Raw genomic sequence first — 18241 nt, 5'->3', positions numbered from 1 at the left:
CGTGAACATCAAGGTACTAACGAACAAACAAGATCATTCTGATGCTTACTTCGTACGTCAAAAAGTATTTGTAGAAGAACAGCAGGTTGATGTAGAGCAAGAAATCGATGAATACGATTCTGAAGCCCTGCATTTAGTTGTATACAAAGGAACTGCACCAATTGGTGCAGGACGCTTCCGTATGGTAGAGGACTATGGAAAAGCCGAACGGATCTGCGTTCTTTCTTCTTATCGAAAAGACGGTGTAGGAAAGCTTTTGATGGATAAGTTAGAAGAGCTCGCAGCGGAGCATGAGATTGAAAAGATTAAGCTGCATGCTCAAACGCATGCGGAAGGATTTTATAAAAAGCTAGGCTACGTAACGGTTTCAGGTGAATTTATGGATGCTGGAATTCCACATGTAGAGATGGTAAAGAAACTAAGTAAAAAACACTAGGAATTGAACCTGGTGTTTTTGCTTTTTTAAAGGATAAGAACCTTCGCTTTGCTTATACTAATACCTAATCATGTGAATTAGGTGAAAATATGGATGAACTTATCGGAATTGCACTAGAACTCTTTATCGGATTTATCTGCTTGTTTATTTTAACTAAATTTTTAGGCAGAGCGACGATCACTCAGCTTACCACTTTTGATTTTATCTCTGCTCTTGTATTAGGAGAGTTAGTAGGAAATGCGTTATATGACTCAGAAGTAGGAATAGGCAAAATTTTATTTGCTGTTATCTTTTGGGGAGCGCTTATTTATGTCACCGAAGTTGTTACTCAAAAAAATATTCGCCTGCGCTTGTTTTTAGAAGGACGGCCATCTATTATTATTCGAAAAGGGAAAATTTCGTACAAAGAACTTAGCAAAAATCGATTAGATATCGATCAGCTTCTTCATATGCTTCGTTCAAAAGACATATTTTCCATTCGTGAAGTTGAATATGCGATTTTAGAAACAGATGGATCACTAAGCGTATTGCCAAAATCTGATTATGCTAAGCCAACAAGAAGCGACCTGCAGCTCCCTCCTTCTGAACCTGTTTTATCTATCGCCTTCGTCAGTGATGGACGTTTGCTTTTGAAAAACTTGATTCAGTCAGGCTTTGATGAAGACTGGCTAAAGACACAGTTGAAAAAACAGGGATTTACCGATTATAAACAGGTGCTTTATGCTGAATGGCAGCAGGGCAGTACTCTTTTTATTGAATCTTACTAAGGTGTTTTTTACTTGTTCATTACTTTGTGAAAAAATCGTGAGCGCATTTATTCTGCTGCGTTCACGATTTTTTCTATTATGCCCGTGTATTAATCACTAGGCCCTTATTTGTCAGCTTGCTGTATACACGCTCTGCTGCTTGAAGCTTTTTTCGCTTTTGTACTGAACTTGGCGTCAATTCCAGTGAGTGAGAACGCGATTCAAACTCTTCGTCAAAGCTTTTTTTCTCAATAGGCCAAATACGATTTGAAAAAGAAGCATTATTTTTTTGAAGGCGATTTGCATATTGAATAGATTGATAAGGCGTGACGGGCAGTATATATCCCATATGAACCCTCCTCTTTTTCAAGATACCTTCTACTCCCAGACCTCAGTATTTTTCTCAAGAAGTATCGAAATTGAAACAGCTCACTTAAATCCTCTACTTTAGACTTGTTCAAAACAGATGACGCATTGTATCTATACCGCCTTTTTTGAACATATGCGAGGTCTTATTCAATATATACCCTTTTTTACATCCTATCCCTCCAAAAATATCCGTGCTCTTTTTAAAAAAAGGTGATTTTGATATGATAGACTTTGACTATAAAACAAAAACTGTGCGTATACACACATCTATATCGATGTAGAACGAGAGCGGCTTCTTGCTTTAACTCCCTCTTATTTACTATTTACTATTGATTATTCATGTTTTAAAAAGGAGGCCATGTTTTTTGCAACGTGCACTTTATCAAAATCAGATACTTAATCTTGCTATAACGGCTAGAGACCGATTTCAATATTTATATGAAGCTAGTCTTCGAGGAGAAATAACGTGTGCTCACTGCGGAGAACCAGTTAAATTATATCTGGGGATTGAGCATTCTCCTTACTTTTATCATGCTCAAGTTCCCCATGAAAGAGAAGAGTGTTCAGACACACTATCAGAAACAACAGCTGTGCAACAAATAAAAGAAAATCCGGCTGAATACAGAGAAACCAATGGATTTCGTATTCCTAAAGGACGGGCTATTGGTGAGAAAAGTTCAACTGTAAAAGAGAAAGCGACATGGAGGTCTTCCGCACCTTTTTCAAGTGTTCCTGCTTTTCGCTTAAAACCAGCTGTTCCTAAACACTCTGACTCTCCTTATTTAAATGAATTCAAAGAGAGCGGTATTGAATTAGATTCGAACCAATGGAAAGCTGTTACACATTCAGAAGGACCGCTCCTTATTCTAGCCGGTGCAGGCAGCGGAAAAACGCGTGTATTAACAGCTCGCACCGCATATATGATACAAGAAAAACAAATTGATCCAAAATCCATTATGCTGGTGACTTTCACGGCTAAATCAGCTAAAGAAATGAAAGAACGATTGGCTACATACCCAAAGATGTCCGGCTTACATCTTCGTCAAATGCTAGTTGGAACTTTTCACAGCATTTTCTTACGTATGATTGTTCATCATAATCCTCAAGCGTGGCAAATGGACCGCCTGCTAAAATGGGATTGGCAAAAAGAACAGATTGTGAAAGAAGCAGCAAGAGAGCTCCACGTGGATGAAAAAGATTTTCCGTTTGATCAGGCACTTCAGCAAATCGGCTATTGGAAAAACACGCTTGTTGGCGTGAAAGACGTTCGCCCAAAGGACAAATGGGAACAAGATGTGCACTTTTTATATCGTCGCTATGAAGAAGTCAAAAAGCAAAAACAGCTATTCGATTTTGATGACATGCTGTATGGATGTTATGAAATGCTAAAACAAAATCCCGATTTACTAACTCGTTATCAAAAAAGGTTTCGCTATTTTTTAATTGACGAATTTCAAGATATCAATAAAGTTCAATATAAAATTATGAAAATGCTAAGTGAAGACTCTAAAAACTTGTGTGTCGTAGGAGATGATGATCAATCAATTTACGCTTTCCGCGGAAGCGACCCTTCGTTCATTTTAAACTTTGAAAAAGATTTTGCTAATACAACTGTTATTACGTTAAACCAAAATTATCGTTCAGCTCACGCCATCGTTTCTTCCGCTAATAAAGTCATTGCACGAAATACAGCGCGACGACAAAAAGAAATGGCTGCCCAGTTTGATAATGAGTTGCCACCTACATTCTTCTTTCCATACGACGAAGAAGAAGAAGCAACAATGATTGTAACGGATATGAAAGAAAAGATTAAGCAAGGGGCTTCTCCAACTGAATTCGCGGTCTTGTACCGAACTCACGCTTCTTCACGCGCCATCTTTGAACGTTTATCGCAGTCAAACCTGCCATTTTCAATCGAACAAGATGCGGATTCGTTTTATAAAAGACGAATGGTTCGAAGTTTACTTTCATTTCTACGCTTGAGCGTGAATCCAAATGACGCAAGTTCGCTACAAGATTTAGTAAACGCACTCTTTTTAAAGAAAACAGCAGTCAATGACTTAAAAGCAGCAAGTATTCTTCATGATGGTACATTTATTGATGCACTTGAATATCTTCAAGATTTAAAACCGTTTCAGCAAAAAAAGCTCAAGAAAGTAATTCCTTTATTCAAGTCGCTAAAATCAATGTCTCCTTCTTTGGCACTTGAGACGATTTCTAAAGATATGGGATTCGATGATTTTGTCAAAAAACGCGGAAATGAAGGAAATATGATGGAAAAAGGTTCGGATGACGTGCGGGATTTAAAAGTTGTAGCACGTAAATTCAAAACCGTACCTGAACTTTTAGAGCATGTGGATCATATGATTGCCATGAACACAGAGATGAAAGCTTTAAGCAAGCAATTTAATGAAAGTATTCAGCTAACCACAATTCACCGAGCAAAGGGTCTTGAATATAAGCATGTATACGTACTGAGCAGCGTAGATGGCGGATTGCCTCATGATTATGCACTCGAAGCTTATCGAGGCGGAGATGATGTGCCGCTTCAAGAAGAACGCCGCCTTTTATATGTAGCAATGACGCGTGCACAGAATTCACTTTACTTATCTGTTCCGCAAACTAGAAGAGGTAAAACTGCTTATCCTTCAAGATTCCTGAAGTCGTTTATAAAAAAAGTATAAAGGAAAAAGAGGCTGGGACAAAAGTATTTTAGTTAAATTGAAGTACGAACTGTTAATCAGAATTATTGATTAACGGTTCGTATTTTTTATTGTCATATAAATGTAGATTTAATATGTTTAGTTGCTTCTAGCTGTTGATTGGAGGGTGAGGCGAAGACTCCAGCGGAAAGCAAAGCCTTGCACAGAAATCAACAGCGGTGTAACAAATGATTCACACAAGCTCATGTACCCAATTGGCTCGTCTTTAAATTGGATTGATTTCGTTACGTCTAAACTTCTATTATTAACCAAATATTCCACCAAGAGGTAGATATTCATAAATAGATGCGTTACACTACGTTATGTACTGTACTACTATATTTTAGGGGGCTCCATTATTGAACACAAAGCTTATTCATGAAAATGAAAAGATTTTTTTCATTCTGTGTATGGTTATCAGCTTATTAACCTATTTCTTTTTAATCATTTCACTCATTGGTATTATCTACCTTGTAATTGGTTTTTTAATTACATTTATACTCCACGGCTTCTCTATTGCTCAAATTCGCAATAATGGAGTTAGATTGACAGAAAAGCAGTTCCCGCACACTTATCATCAGGCAAAACAGTTATCTTCAGAGCTGGATTTGGAGCTGCCTGATATTTATATTGTTCAATCAGGCGGCTTGTTAAACGCGTTTGCTACACGTTTTTTTGGACGACACTTTGTCGTTTTATACTCGGACATTGTTGAAATGATTGAAGATAATCAAGAAAAAGACCTTTCTTTTATTATTGCCACGAATTAGTTCATATCAAACGTAAGCATACACTCTACCACTCACTTATTCTACCTGCTCTTTGGGTTCCTTTTTTAGGAAAAGCTTACTCTAGGGCCTGTGAATATACGTGTGATCGCATAGCTACCGTTGCGATTGGTGATGCAAAAGCTGCCACTCAAGCACTCACTATACTTGCGGTTGGTCATTGTCTAAATAAAAAAGTAAATCAGGAGGAATTTGTTCATACGCACTCACAAGAAAAAGGTTTTTTTATGTGGTTGAATCAAGCTACTTCAACTCACCCCCCTATCGCTCATCGTATTAAAGAAATTAATTACTTAGCACAGCATCCGGAACTGTTTGATCTTGATTCTAACGCGTTTCAAACAAATGAAATTGCATAAATGGAAAAAAGCCCTGACGTGTCAGGGCTTTATATAAAAACATTAAATTATTTTTTCTCATTTAGCATTTTAGCGATGGTCGCAAAATCAATGGATTGATTATTGTTTGCAATCGCCTTAACAATTTGTTCTTCCTTTTGTTTTGAAATTGGCTTATTCGCAATTTGTGCTACTCGCTTCACAATATTACGCACCGTTTGCTCATCTTTAAAATTAGCATTTTGTACAGAATTTGCAAGTTCAAAAATATCCTTCATATTAACGCCTGTTTTCTTTTCTATATTTTTAAACATATTATTATCCATTTTGCATGACCTCCTTTATTTATACTTCATCGTATGCACCATGTGCCTAGATGGTGCCCTTTACATTTAATAAAAAAATAAAGTGCGAGTAAAGCTTCACCCGCACTTTTCGGTGCCTTATTCATAGAAGGGATTAATTGTAAAAACAAACACAACCAACAATAATTAATAGAATGAATAATACAACGATTAACGCAAAACCACCGCCGTAGCCACCACCGTAACCACAACCACCGTAGCCGTATCCTCCGAATCCACAGCCCATAATATTACACCCCCTATGTTTGACTCTCTATACTGTATGTTCAATCACATGATTTCGTATGGGCTTTTCAACTGTTCTCTGTAAATTTCATTGTCCAAACGGATCTTCAGCATCCTGCTCATCAAGTTTTTTTACATTTTGCTGCAGCTTCCTCTCTTGCTGATTCATCTGCTTTTCTGCTTTTTCTACTTCTTTCATTCTGTTTTGATGCTCTCTCATCATATGCTGTTCAAAAAACCGTTCAAATTCATCAAAAAAATCCGGCATATTTACACCTCTCTTCACTATATGTAAAAAAGCATTGTCAGGGTGACAATGCTTCTGGAGCTTATCGCTTTGGTAACTTTGAACCACAGCCGCAACCATCTTGTTTGGGAGAAGGGTACTGAACTGGCTTAGAAATAGACTGATCTTTCTTCACCGATTGCTTTGTCATAGGTTGTGGATGATAAGGCAGTGGCTGAGGGTATTGATTAGGATTATAATTATAATACATCATGTTTCCCTCCTTTTCACAGCATCCTATCTATAACATTATATTCAGGACTAAAGAAAGACGTTCTCTCTTATTTGTCCATTTTACGCTGCATAGACAAAAATAAATCGGTGCTGCTTTTTGGTTTCCTTGCTCTTGGTGCTTCCACCCTTTCTTGCTCTGTTACTTCTCCCAGCCTGCTCTCTAGCTCCTGAATCGTTTCTCGTGCATGATCATGATCATCATACTGCACAATAGACTGTTCATTTTTTGATTTTTGTTCATTGACACATGCCTTAAGCCAATCTATTTTTTCTTGCAGCTTTCTTTTTTCTTGTTCATGCTTTTCCTTTAATTCAGCTAACTCTTCTTTCATATCTTCATATTCAAATTCTTGGTGCTTGAACTTTTGATATTCTTCCTTATAAAAAGCCAGCTCTGACTTTAATGAAGAGATCTTTTGTTTCACTTTTTCCTCACTCATGCTGCTCACTCCTTCATTATAAACAATGCACAAACCTCTGAAAATCAATTAAAGATGAATAACACTTTTTACTAACATGAATATGCTGTAATTGAGTTTATTATTTCCTTCATTTTTTATGCTCGCTTCATCCAGAAATTATTGCTATAAATTCCGCTTTTACTAAGGAACATAAAAGTAAGTCATTCATACACTATAGTAGTCCGATACCTAGTAACGAACAGCGTAAAGGAAGGACAATTACAATTAGGAGGTTTAAAAATGGGAGAACATTTTGAAGCATTGTGTATCCGCGTACCTAAAGTGTACGATTGGGTCAGACGTCAAGTAGTTTTGCCACAAATCTTTACTAATGACGCTTCACTATTTGATGAAGAGGCGCTTGAAGATTTAGGCCATGATGTAGAAGTAGAAGTTATTTTAACTGATAGTAAAGGACACTCGGTAGACGTTTCTGATGAAGAGGCGCTCGATCATGTAATTGAGCTTGTACCACAAGGTGGTCGCAAACCTAAGAAGGTCATTTTACCAGACGGAGAAATTGTTATTCTTCATGAAGTAAAATTATCAATTAGCGGTTTTTATAAAATTAGGTTAATTAATTTAGGTGGACATCATAAATACAGCGATGTCGAATCTAGTGTTATTCCTTGGAAAATACATCAAACATTCTATCTTTGCGCACCTGAAGGAACAGAACCTGTTGTACACCTTGATTCTTTTGAAGGAACTGATGGTTCTATTAGATTATCAGACATTCACTTACAGCAGCTAAGCTTCGACCTTGTGTTAGGTCTAAGTGTGCAAATTGAAAAAGATGTTAAGATTGAAGTAGAAGGAAGCTTCTGTTATCCTCGCCCCGAAGTTATTTCTACAAGCAGCGGTTTCTCACCGATTGAATATCCACCTCAGTGTGAAGCTATCTTCCCTGGAAGACCTTATCGTGATTCTGATGAAAGTGACTTCGAAAGTGACTTTGAAAGTGACTTTGATTAACTGGATAACCTCAGAGGAGAATATTTCTCCTCTTTTTTCATCGTTTACAAGCTTTGTGCATACATATAAATAAAACTGCTGTGAGCAGCTCTGTTTTACAAAGCTGGTTCATAGCTCAGCAGGAAAGGAGACTAGTAGATGAGTCGTAACTCCCCTTCTCCTAAAGATGATTTAACTCAATTAAAACAAAAGCTCATTCACTATAAATCGGAAATTCGGCACGTGCAAAACCAATTAAAAAGCTATGAACGAGCTTTAGAGCGAGAAAAAGAAAATACATCATTTTGGAAGAAAAAACACGCTGAGACGCTTTCTACATCTGAAAAAGAAGTAGAAATTGAAGGGTTAGAAAGAGAGCTGGATTTACTGAGAAACGAGCTTTCCGAACAAAAAATTATTGCCGAAGCATTTCGAGAGAAGGCATCAAGAAAACAGCCGGTTATTGAAGAAAAGATCGTGGAAAAAATAATCGAAAAGGTTGTAGAAAAGCCCGTAGAAAGGTTTGAAAAGAGTGATATCCTCTGTTTTTTTCAACATTCTATACTGCTGCCAGAACAAAGTGAAAGAGAGCTGATGATATTCGGCAACGTAATTATTCAAAATCAAACGAGCAGTACTTTACACTCTCCCGTGCTCTGTTTAAAGATGAAACCCGTCGCTTCGTCCACATTAAGCGGGAAGATTGTTGATGAGAAAAGCATTGAAGCTTCTAGTATTCCATCTTCTTCTTTAGAATGGCGCTACGCTCATCCAAAATGGAACGAAAAAATTCAACATGACGGTGAGTATTGGATCAAACCTATTAAGCAAACATCATTAAAGCCAAAGGACAAATTACTATTTGACTCTTTCCAAGTAGTTATTCCTCTATCCTCTGATACGACCTCATTTATTCTCGAAGGCTTTTTCTATAGTGAAGAGTGGCAAGAAGGCATTCCTTTTTTAAATAAAGTCGTGCTAAATTTCCCTTAATTATTAAAAGACATATTGATGTTCAATATGTCTTTTAACTCGTCCATTTATTTCATAAAAGATTCTATAATCCCCGCACATCCCGCAATAGCTAAGATCGTAATGACAGGAATAGCAATGTGCGGAACAGCTACATAACTAAAATAAATTCCTACTGCACACCATATGCCCGTACACCAGTAACAGCTGAGCAGCTCTCCAATCCATCTCCGCAACCCTTTACCTTTTATCTCTAAATATGTTATCCTATTTCCTTCTTCATCTTGATCTTCTACAATTTTGTGAAACGGTTTACGAATAAAAGCCGTAATTTTATCAAAAACGATTAGGCGAGTGAGCCGAAACGTCGCAAAGACAAATAACGTTAGATAAATCCATGTCATCTTCATTCCTCCGTGCATTCCCAAGCTTATGAAAATAAAAGCTAACGTGCTTTTTCACTGTTAGCTTTTAGGCTTACTTAAATTTTAATGATAGATATGGTCTGAATATCATTAAATGTCAACACTTTCTTCTCTTTATTAGGAGGGATGCTTACGTACAAACTTCCTTCTTTAAGTTCTAAAATTGTTCCTATATATTTTTGATTTTGACACACAATTTCACAAATAGGTTGAGACATATGAGCTGGAAAACTGCATAGAAACTCAATTTTTTCTTTGATCGTCATAGACTGAAACATTTTATTTGGCTTTTGAGTCTCTGATTGCGGTATATTCACAGGAACAATTGAATGTTCTACACCTTTTTCCTGCTTAATTTCCTGCTTAATTTCCTTTTTAATTCCTATATCTTTTTCCTGCTTAATTTCCTTCTTAATTCCTATATCTTTTTCCTGTTTAATTCCCTTCTTAATTCCTATATCTTTTTCCTGTTTAATTTCCTTCTTAATTCCTATATCTTTTTCCTGCTTAATTTCTTTCTTAATTTCTATATCTTCTTCCTGCTTAATTTCTTCCACTTTTTCTACCTCAGGCTCGTTAACTTCTTGAATAGAAGAAAAGCTGGGCTCTTCTTTTAATACATGCTCTTTCTCTATTCCTTTATTGTCTTGCTGTTTTGAACTAAAATAATATTGCATAGAACGCTGATTTTGCTTAGCGTTTGGCTGGACAATGTACATTAGCGGCTCGTTTTCTTCTGACTTAGATTTTGAGTTAGTCATGAAGCATACCTCCAATTGCTTGTTATCGTTCTTTTAAAAATGTATGCTTGCACACGGAAAAACTTGTTTATTTTTTTGCAGTAGCCTTTTTTGATGTAAAACCAGCACTATACTTTTGTCTCCCGCATTGAAAGAAACGCAAAAAAAAGCGCTGCATATGCAGCGCTTTTTACTGATTCAATAAGGTAGAAGGATAAGTCCACACCTAATCATCTAATTTTATACTCAAGAAGCATACGCAATTCATTCACATACGAACGAGACCCTGTTACAATCAAACGATCATCAAATTCAAGTTCCGTATCACCATGAGGTACAATTGAATCTTTGCCTCTAAAAATTCGAACAAAAATCACATCTCCTGTAAATGGGAACTTGCGAAGCTCTACCCCCTCATATTTAGGGTTACGCATATTGATTTGATAAAGTGCTGTTTCTTGATTTGTTAAGATATTTAAAATATTTGGCGATTCGATTAAAGCTTTTAGCAATGCAGTCGTAGATAACAGCACAGAAAAAACTTCAATGTTATTTTCTTTCATCTTTTCATCTAATACAGGACTTTCTACGCGGGCAATAACCCGTTCTGTACCATATTCTTTTGCAAATAGAGCAATGTCGCTATTTCTTTCTTCTTCCCCTGTTGTTACAACTAATACATCCGCATCTAAAATCCCCATACGTATTAAAGTTTCCTTACTATATCCATCGATGTCGACGATATTAAAAATGGAATCCGACGTACGGTTTTCAATTTTGTCCTGAGTAGGATGATAAATCGTAACATCATATAAATCAAGATCCATTTCTCGAATAACCGGGAGTGTAAATTGATTTGCACCGAGCATATTAACCTTCAGCTTTCTGTCACTGATTTCTGGCTTTGGAAACAGCTTTCTAAAGATAATAGGTGTAATAATACATGTAATAATCGCCACCAAAATCAGCGCACCGGACATTTGTGAATCAATAACACCAATATTTTCACCAACCGTTGCTGCCGCAATAACGAGTGATAAAGTCGATGTTAAAAGAAAACCCGATGCCAAAACGGTTTTCATATCATACCATTTTCTTAAGATTAACGCTGGGACTAGCTTGGATATCAACAGTGCAATGAATAATAAAGGCATTAATATCAGCACTTTTTTATCACTGAACAATGACCAAACGTCAAGCTTCACTCCTACCATCACGAAAAAGATAGGAATTAAAAATCCGTAGCCAAACGAATCTAATTTATGAACTAAGTTTTTGTTAGGCGCAAGAAGAGAAACGAGTGATCCCGCTAAAAAAGCGCCTAAAATGTTTTCAACGCCAATTGACTCCGAAAGACCCACCAGAATAATAATGAGTGCAAATACCGCGCGCGTGTCGATTTGAATTGTGCCTTTAGACATTGTCTCAAGAAACGATCGGTTTTTAAACTGCTTCCCTATGAAGTATAAAATCACTCCTACTCCAAATAAGATTAAAATCAACCATGTATTGCTATTTCCTGATTTATCATAGACGGAAGCAAATACGGCTAGTAAAATCATCGTGACTAAGTCCGCAATAACCGCAATCAATAAAATGGTTTGTCCAATCGGCTTTTTCATAATCTGTGCATCTTTTAATGTCGGCACTACTACTCCTAGTGAAATGGTAGAAATAATAAGCGTCATCAAAAAGGCGTTATCAATAAAACCTGTCCATACAAAAACATAGGACAAAAATAGTGAAACCGCAAAGATAGCTGCAAACACTATTATAGAAATGGAAAAAGCATTTGGCACCTTCGCTCCTGATACCTTTTTATCTTTTGAATTTCCTCCAGCAAAAGCAGAAAAATCAATTTCTAAACCACTTAAAAACATCAAAAAGATAAAGCCTAGAGTGGAAAGTGTTTCAAGCCACATATCCTGCTCCACAAGGTCAAAACCACTTTTCCCTATAATTAATCCCATAATAATTTCAGCTACGACTACAGGTATAATGTTGAGTTTAAACCGATGCAACAGTATAGGCGTTAAAAAGGCCAAACTAATGACGATAACAAGTGATGTAAAGGACGCGTGCTGTTCCATTAGATTCCCCTCCTTTTACCTTCGCTATTTATAAAACGAAGACGTTAGTATTCAAAATTAAAGCTTAATCATAAAAGCTTGAAGGTTCTCTGTCAACTATATGAACTGATAATGAAAATCCGACATGATTACTCATGTCGAATTCTAAAGTCCTTTCATTATTTTAAATAACTCATAAATGTTGTCGCTAGACCGAAGTAAATTAAAATACTGATAAGATCATTGATCGTTGTAATAAATGGTCCTGATGCGACTGCAGGGTCAATTTTGAACCTGTGCATGAGAAGCGGGATAAACGCTCCTGCTAGTGTAGCCACAATCAATGTTGAAAATACAGAGACGCCTACCAAAGCGCCTAAAATAAGATCACCTTGCCAAATATAAACAATTAATACAACTAAAAGTCCGCATGATGCGCCCGTAATCATTCCGGTAGCTGCTTCTCGGATTAACAGCTTAATTTTGCTTTCTTCTTCGATTTCTCCCGTCGCCAGTCCGCGAACCGCAACGGCTAGTGCCTGTGTTCCTGTATTACCAGCCATACCGCCAATCAAAGGTATAAATACAGCTAAAATAGCTACTTGATTCAACGTATCTTCAAAACGTCCAATTAAACTCGCTGTCATCATTCCTAAAAACAGCAAAATGATAAGCCAAGGCAGCCTCTTTTTGGCCGCTACTAAAGGATTGTGGTCAATCGTATCATCTACATCACTAATACCCGCTAATTTAGAATAGTCATCCGATGCCTCTTCATCAAGAACGTCCATCACATCATCAACCGTAATGATCCCGAGAAGATGCTGCTGAAAATCAACAACTGGAAGCGCAAGAAAGTTGTAATCGCGCATAATACGCGCAACTTCTTCTTGGTCTTCTGCTACTGACACAGATACGACTCGTTCATTCATAACTTCGCTTATCATCGTATCTTCATCTGCTATAATTAAATCACGAAGAGAAATAACACCTGCTAGATGCTTTTGTTCATCAATAACAAATACATAGTAAATCGTTTCCGCTTCTGGAGCTTCCCTGCGTAGAATGTGCATGGCTGAATGTACGGTTTGATTTTCACGAATGGACACAAACTCAGTCGTCATAATACTTCCAGCGGTATATTCCTCGTAATGAAGCAACTCTTTAATTTCATCGGCTGCTTCTTCATCCATAATCGTTAAATAGCTCGCCACTTGTTCTTTATCCAATTCATTTAATACGTCAACGGCATCATCCGCCGACATTTCCGACAGCATGTCTGCTGCAAAATTGGGATGCATCTCTGAGAGAATTTCTTGATAATCTTCTTCTCGTATCTCTACATTTTCAAAGATATCCGCCATTTCTTCCGGAGATAACATCTCGTACAGCGCAAATCTAGAACGCTCATCTAATTCTTCAAAAAATTGAGCTTGGTCATACGTATGCATATGTAAAAATTCTTCACGAAATGCATCAATTTCATTTTTTTCTAAAAGTGATAATAAATGTTCGGCGAACCATGCCTTTTCTTCTTTTTCAATTGAATCTGTCATGTCTTCAACCTCCCTGTCGCACAAAACTCATTTAACTTTATGATGAATTTTGTTTTTTTTCAACTCACAGCTCTTTACTCTTTTCCCAATAATATATAAGTTCTACACATAGTTTGCTCCATATAAGGGTAATTTTATATCGTCAAAGGAAAAACCTTTTAAGGATGTGGATAAAAGATGAAAGTAGATATAATAGGCGATATCCATGGGTGCTATGATGAATTAAAAGCGTTAACAGAAAAACTTGGGTATGAGTGGCAAGACGGGATTCCTGTCCACTCTGACGGACGGCGCCTTGGATTTGTAGGTGATTTAACAGACCGAGGACCTCATTCACTAAAAGTGATTGAGCTCGTATGGTCACTTGTAATAAAGCATCAGCAAGCTTACTACTGTCCAGGCAATCACTGCAATAAGCTATATCGCTTCTTTTGCGGTAACAAAGTGCAAATTACTCATGGGTTAGAAACGACCGTTGCTGAGTACGAAGCTTTACCTTCAAGAGAACAGAAATTCATTAAGAAAAAGTTCATTGAGCTTTATGAACAATCGCCTCTATATGTGCAGCTTGATCAAAACCAATTAATTATTGCTCACGCCGGTCTTAAAGCTGAATACATCGGCAGAACGGATAAAAAAGTAAAAACCTTTGTGCTATACGGAGACATTACGGGTGAAAAACATCTAAACGGCATGCCTGTCCGACGGGATTGGGCCCAACATTATAATGGAAAACCTTTTATCGTGTATGGGCATACACCCGTAGTAAAAGCCAGAAAAATTCATAATACCATTAATATTGATACAGGCGCAGTTTTTGGAGGGGCTTTAACGGCGTTTCAGTATCCTGAAAGGAATATTATATCGGTGCCTTCATCTATGCCTTACGTAGAGGAAAAATTTAATCACTTCGTGTAAAAAGAAAGTCGCTTTTCATTAAAAAAAGCGACTTTCTTTTACGATTTGAAGTTTCTGCATATCTGGCGGCAAAGGTGCTGTAAAAGACAAAGTTTTTTGTAAAAAAGGATGAAAAAAAGTGAGCTCATAGCTGTGAAGAGCTTGACGAGAAATAAGATGATTCGTTCCGCCATATAAGGTATCTCCAAGCAGTGGATATCCTTTATAAGCCATATGAACACGAATTTGGTGAGTTCTCCCCGTCTCAAGCGAAAGAGCAACTTCTGTAAAAGAAGAATACTGACGAAGCGCCGTATAGTGTGTAATAGCAAACTGCCCATCTTCTCTTACTTCCCGTTCAATGATACTTGACTCTTTTCGGCCAATCGGTGCCTCTATCGTTTCTTTGCCAACAAGCTTACCATGAACAAAAGCTCGGTACACGCGTTTAATTTCATGTTCTTTTTGTGCTTTAGAGAATAAGTAATGAACGTGCCTATGCTTAGCGACAATAAGCAGCCCAGATGTGTCTCGGTCCAACCTATTCACAAGATGAACAGTCGAGTTAATGTTATTTTCCTCATAATAATAGAGCACAGCATTACTTAGTGACCACGTTAAATGTTCTCGAGAAGGTATACTTGGCATGTTTGGCTGCTTATTCAAAACTAATATATACTCATCTTCGTATACAATATCCAAAGGTATAGCTCTAGGAAGAAGACTTTCACTTGCTTTTTCTGGTGGAAACGCCACCTTGATTTCGTCACCTTTTTGCAGAATATATCGAACCGTTGCATGCTTTCCATTTACTTCAATTGCTCCTCCTCTGAACTTAATGTCCGTCAGAGAAGCTTTGGAAATATCATGTTCTTTTAAAAATTCACGAACCGCTACACCCTCGAAAGAATTATCTACGGTCCAACTCAACGTAAAAACTTGTTTCATTCTCTTCCCTGCCTTTAATCATCACATACAAAAGAGTCTCTGACACGCTGCCAGAAAGGAAACGCACGAAAGCGAGCAAATCGAATTTTTTCGCTTGCTACCCGAAATTGAATCGACTTTACATCTTTATGTAAAAGAGTTAAATGATCAATGGTAATTTGAAAGTCTGCGTCGTTGACAGGCTTTAACAGCGCTGTATGATGTCCAGGAAGAACCAATGGAGAACCTATCGTACGGAACACTCGATTGTTAATAGAAGCCATTTCAGCAATTTGAATAGCTTGAAGCGAAGGATGTAAAATCGCGCCTCCAAGGGATTTGTTGTAAGCTGTACTTCCCGAGGGAGTGGATACGCAAAGGCCGTCTCCTCGGAATGTCTCAAATCGCTGCCCTTTAATTTCCACATCCATTACTAAAGAACCTTCTACACTTTTTACCGTACATTCATTCAGAGCTAAGTATCGAGCTTCGCGTCCACCGTTTGTGTAGCGAATAATCACTTCGAGCAGTGGATACTCTACAGTCTGATAGGGTGTCTTTGCAATAGCAATCACCAGCTTCTCAATCTCATCAGGTGTCCAATCTGCGTAAAAGCCTAAATGGCCGGTATGAACCCCAATAAAAGCCGTCTTGTCAAGTCGGTTTCGATAGCGGTGAAACGCGTAGAGAAGCGTTCCATCCCCTCCTACTGACACTACAATATCAGGCTGGTTTTCATCATATTCTAAATGAAAATCTAATAAATACGTTTTCATTTTTTGCATAAGCGTATTTGATATTTGGTTGCCTTTTGATGTAATAGCAAATTTTATTTTCTCCACCTAATTCTCTCCCCCTATCCATCCAATGTACAAAGCTGTTGCTGAGTCATACCTAAGATTCTTCCGCCGATTCTTTTTTTCGTGAGAAAATAGCCTGAGCTTCTTGAATCTCACCTCGTATTTGAGACATTTCTTCATCGAGCTGAGTAGCCGCTTCAGAAGCACGCTGAAGTCGTTTTTTGATATTCTCAGGAAATTTCCCGCTGTACTTATAATTTAAAGAATGCTCAATTGTAGCCCAAAAATTCATAGCCAGTGTACGAATTTGAATTTCCACTAAAATTTTCTTTTCACCTTTAATTGTTTGAACAGGATAACATACGACCACATGATATGAACGATAGCCGCTTTCTTTTTTATGAAGAATATAATCTCTTTCTTCAATCAATTCAAAGTCTGTTCGCTGACGAAGGAGCTCTACGACCGCTTTAATATCGTCTGTAAATTGACACATCATACGGAGTCCCGCAATGTCCTGCATCTCTTCCTCTAAGCGATCGAGAGAAATTCCTTTTCGAGTCGCTTTATCCAAAATACTGGCGATAGGCTTTACTCGTCCCGTCACGAATTCAATAGGTGAATGTGTAGACTTCATATCATACTGTGAACGAATTCCCTTTAATTTCACCTTAAGTTCTTCAACGGCTTGTTTATACGGTGCTAAAAATAAATCCCAATGCCTGATCATTAATAACACCCCCCTTTTTTCTCTCTATTACTTATTTTCTTTATCTAAAAAAACTTCCTCTACTCTTGCTACCATCTCGTCTCCATAATTCACATTTCCTTCGATGTTACTGATGAGATAAGATAGCTCTTCTTTAACGGCTGATAGCTCAATTACTTTCTTATTAATTTCTAAAAATACTTTCATATCTTTATGTAAGACGTGCTTTAAATTTGCCCAAATATTATCACTAAGGCCAACATACATAAATTGATCATTAATATCTACAACATATACAAATGACATGTTATCTGAGTCAACAAGCATTTGTTTTGTATCTTCCAATTGTTCAATTTCCGTCTCAATAGGGTCTGCTTTTAAATGTAATTCATTTGATTTCATCACACAGGTAGTGATGTCAATTCGATTGTGCATAAATAAACTCCTTCCAACTATACAATTCGTTACTATTTTAACACATTCCAGGAACGTTTAATAAAGGTAAAACCTAAACAATCCGTATTTCTTCATTTTCCAAGTTCCCCATATGGTTATTCCTGTTAGGAAATGTAGTTTTACTGTCTCAAAAAGTGTGATAAATTAAGATGGAAAGTGCCTTACCAAAAGACCTAAATTAAAAGGATGATTTCATTGAAACAAGAAATTGAAATTGAATTTAAAAATATAGTAACGAAAGAAGAGTTTGATCGTCTCCGCTCACACTTTCAACTAACTGAAGATCAGTTTGTTTCTCAAGAAAACCACTATTTTGATACACCTGCTTTCTCATTAAAAGACTGCGGGGCTGCCCTGCGAATTAGAAGCAAAAAAGATAAGTCCGTTCTCACGCTCAAACAGCCTCATCAAGAGGGTCTTTTAGAAACACATGAAGCATTAACAAATGAACAAGCTAAAGAATTGCGAGATGGCAGCGCCAAGATTCCGTCAACAATTCAACAGCTTATTACTGATTTACAAGTCGATAGCCATGCGCTAACTTATTTTGGCACTTTGCGTACAAGTCGAGCAGAAATTCCATATAAAAACGGGTTACTTGTACTCGATCATAGCTTTTATCTAGGTGCTGAGGATTATGAACTTGAATACGAAGTAACCGATGCCAATGAAGGAGCAAAATATTTTGAGCAATTGCTTACGGAGCTTGATATTAAAAAGAAACCAACGGAAAATAAAATTCGACGGTTTTACAAGCGAAAGTATACGTTAATGGATGGAGAATAA

Annotated in this window: 24 protein-coding genes; 9 read left to right on the top strand and 15 right to left on the bottom strand. The window is 37.2% G+C overall.

Features of this window, described 5'->3' with window-relative positions; translation table 11 throughout:
* Position 1: 1 nt before the first annotated feature.
* Together JNUCC25_RS03825 and JNUCC25_RS03820 are read left to right on the top strand one after the other, a co-directional pair.
* Positions 2–436, top strand: coding sequence for a GNAT family N-acetyltransferase (locus JNUCC25_RS03825; RefSeq protein ID WP_013055454.1), 435 nt, complete (start codon positions 2–4; stop codon positions 434–436).
* Between the two features lie 89 nt (positions 437–525).
* Positions 526–1203, top strand: coding sequence for a DUF421 domain-containing protein (locus JNUCC25_RS03820; protein ID WP_029324783.1), 678 nt, complete (start codon positions 526–528; stop codon positions 1201–1203).
* A gap of 76 nt (positions 1204–1279) precedes the next feature.
* On the opposite strand, the gene JNUCC25_RS03815 is transcribed toward JNUCC25_RS03820, so the two are convergent.
* A complete protein-coding gene (locus JNUCC25_RS03815; protein ID WP_029324782.1) occupies positions 1280–1531 on the bottom strand; it encodes a hypothetical protein in 252 nt (83 codons plus the stop codon).
* Positions 1532–1916: 385 nt separating this feature from the next.
* Here JNUCC25_RS03815 and JNUCC25_RS03810 point away from each other — a divergent pair, with 385 nt between their 5' ends.
* Positions 1917–4235 (top strand): ATP-dependent helicase, encoded by a 2319-nt coding sequence (locus tag JNUCC25_RS03810; RefSeq protein WP_078081471.1) that lies wholly within the window; start codon positions 1917–1919, stop codon positions 4233–4235.
* 117 nt (positions 4236–4352) lie between these two features.
* On the opposite strand, the gene JNUCC25_RS03805 is transcribed toward JNUCC25_RS03810, so the two are convergent.
* Positions 4353–4526 carry a hypothetical protein gene (locus JNUCC25_RS03805; protein WP_155727962.1) on the bottom strand — a complete coding sequence of 58 codons (174 nt, stop codon included), beginning with the start codon at positions 4524–4526 and terminating at the stop codon, positions 4353–4355.
* Positions 4527–4612: 86 nt separating this feature from the next.
* Between JNUCC25_RS03805 and JNUCC25_RS03800 the strand changes: the two genes are divergently transcribed.
* Both JNUCC25_RS03800 and JNUCC25_RS03795 read left to right on the top strand, forming a co-directional pair.
* Positions 4613–5023, top strand: a complete 411-nt coding sequence (locus tag JNUCC25_RS03800) for a M48 family metalloprotease (protein ID WP_228540970.1) — start codon at positions 4613–4615, stop codon at positions 5021–5023.
* Between the two features lie 5 nt (positions 5024–5028).
* A complete protein-coding gene (locus JNUCC25_RS03795; protein ID WP_306471709.1) occupies positions 5029–5400 on the top strand; it encodes a M48 family metalloprotease in 372 nt (123 codons plus the stop codon).
* Between the two features lie 47 nt (positions 5401–5447).
* On the opposite strand, the gene JNUCC25_RS03790 is transcribed toward JNUCC25_RS03795, so the two are convergent.
* From JNUCC25_RS03790 to JNUCC25_RS03770, 5 genes are all read right to left on the bottom strand, one after another.
* Entirely contained in the window at positions 5448–5705 is a 258-nt protein-coding gene (locus JNUCC25_RS03790; RefSeq protein ID WP_013055449.1) for a stage VI sporulation protein F, read from the bottom strand.
* A 133-nt stretch (positions 5706–5838) separates the two neighbouring features.
* Entirely contained in the window at positions 5839–5970 is a 132-nt protein-coding gene (locus tag JNUCC25_RS03785) for a YjcZ family sporulation protein (protein WP_078081470.1), read from the bottom strand.
* A gap of 87 nt (positions 5971–6057) precedes the next feature.
* Positions 6058–6237: a hypothetical protein gene (locus JNUCC25_RS03780; RefSeq protein WP_029324780.1), complete on the bottom strand. Its 180-nt coding sequence runs from the start codon at positions 6235–6237 to the stop codon at positions 6058–6060.
* Between the two features lie 61 nt (positions 6238–6298).
* Positions 6299–6469, bottom strand: a complete 171-nt coding sequence (locus JNUCC25_RS03775) for a hypothetical protein (RefSeq protein ID WP_171843210.1) — start codon at positions 6467–6469, stop codon at positions 6299–6301.
* A 67-nt stretch (positions 6470–6536) separates the two neighbouring features.
* Positions 6537–6929 carry a hypothetical protein gene (locus tag JNUCC25_RS03770; RefSeq protein WP_029324779.1) on the bottom strand — a complete coding sequence of 131 codons (393 nt, stop codon included), beginning with the start codon at positions 6927–6929 and terminating at the stop codon, positions 6537–6539.
* Between the two features lie 261 nt (positions 6930–7190).
* Between JNUCC25_RS03770 and JNUCC25_RS03765 the strand changes: the two genes are divergently transcribed.
* Positions 7191–7925: a BMQ_0737 family morphogenetic spore coat protein gene (locus JNUCC25_RS03765; protein WP_013055446.1), complete on the top strand. Its 735-nt coding sequence runs from the start codon at positions 7191–7193 to the stop codon at positions 7923–7925.
* Positions 7926–8063: 138 nt separating this feature from the next.
* Positions 8064–8897: an OmpH family outer membrane protein gene (locus tag JNUCC25_RS03760; protein WP_013055445.1), complete on the top strand. Its 834-nt coding sequence runs from the start codon at positions 8064–8066 to the stop codon at positions 8895–8897.
* Between the two features lie 47 nt (positions 8898–8944).
* Here JNUCC25_RS03760 and JNUCC25_RS03755 read toward each other — a convergent pair whose 3' ends face one another.
* The 4 genes from JNUCC25_RS03755 to mgtE form a co-directional block, all read right to left on the bottom strand.
* A complete protein-coding gene (locus tag JNUCC25_RS03755; protein ID WP_013055444.1) occupies positions 8945–9280 on the bottom strand; it encodes a DUF1360 domain-containing protein in 336 nt (111 codons plus the stop codon).
* A 77-nt stretch (positions 9281–9357) separates the two neighbouring features.
* Positions 9358–10062, bottom strand: a complete 705-nt coding sequence (locus JNUCC25_RS03750) for a CotO family spore coat protein (protein ID WP_454222793.1) — start codon at positions 10060–10062, stop codon at positions 9358–9360.
* Positions 10063–10271: 209 nt separating this feature from the next.
* A complete protein-coding gene (locus tag JNUCC25_RS03745; RefSeq protein ID WP_029324776.1) occupies positions 10272–12131 on the bottom strand; it encodes a monovalent cation:proton antiporter family protein in 1860 nt (619 codons plus the stop codon).
* 158 nt (positions 12132–12289) lie between these two features.
* The gene (mgtE, locus tag JNUCC25_RS03740) at positions 12290–13666 is read right to left on the bottom strand and encodes a magnesium transporter (protein ID WP_029324775.1); all 1377 of its coding nucleotides are present in this window, start codon (positions 13664–13666) and stop codon (positions 12290–12292) included.
* Positions 13667–13843: 177 nt separating this feature from the next.
* Here mgtE and prpE point away from each other — a divergent pair, with 177 nt between their 5' ends.
* Complete coding sequence (prpE, locus tag JNUCC25_RS03735; RefSeq protein WP_025749875.1) at positions 13844–14584, top strand: bis(5'-nucleosyl)-tetraphosphatase PrpE; 741 nt, start codon at positions 13844–13846, stop codon at positions 14582–14584.
* Between the two features lie 18 nt (positions 14585–14602).
* Here prpE and JNUCC25_RS03730 read toward each other — a convergent pair whose 3' ends face one another.
* From JNUCC25_RS03730 to JNUCC25_RS03715, 4 genes are all read right to left on the bottom strand, one after another.
* On the bottom strand, positions 14603–15511 hold the full coding sequence (locus tag JNUCC25_RS03730; protein ID WP_013055439.1) for an RluA family pseudouridine synthase: 909 nt from the start codon (positions 15509–15511) through the stop codon (positions 14603–14605).
* Between the two features lie 14 nt (positions 15512–15525).
* Positions 15526–16323: an NAD kinase gene (locus JNUCC25_RS03725; protein WP_025749877.1), complete on the bottom strand. Its 798-nt coding sequence runs from the start codon at positions 16321–16323 to the stop codon at positions 15526–15528.
* A gap of 61 nt (positions 16324–16384) precedes the next feature.
* Positions 16385–17020: a GTP pyrophosphokinase gene (locus tag JNUCC25_RS03720; protein ID WP_014461566.1), complete on the bottom strand. Its 636-nt coding sequence runs from the start codon at positions 17018–17020 to the stop codon at positions 16385–16387.
* A gap of 27 nt (positions 17021–17047) precedes the next feature.
* On the bottom strand, positions 17048–17434 hold the full coding sequence (locus JNUCC25_RS03715) for a UPF0738 family protein (RefSeq protein WP_013055436.1): 387 nt from the start codon (positions 17432–17434) through the stop codon (positions 17048–17050).
* Positions 17435–17650: 216 nt separating this feature from the next.
* Between JNUCC25_RS03715 and JNUCC25_RS03710 the strand changes: the two genes are divergently transcribed.
* Positions 17651–18241: a CYTH domain-containing protein gene (locus tag JNUCC25_RS03710; RefSeq protein ID WP_029324774.1), complete on the top strand. Its 591-nt coding sequence runs from the start codon at positions 17651–17653 to the stop codon at positions 18239–18241.

Source organism: Priestia sp. JNUCC 25 (assembly GCF_053667915.1).
This window is presented reverse-complemented; position numbering and strand designations above follow the sequence as displayed.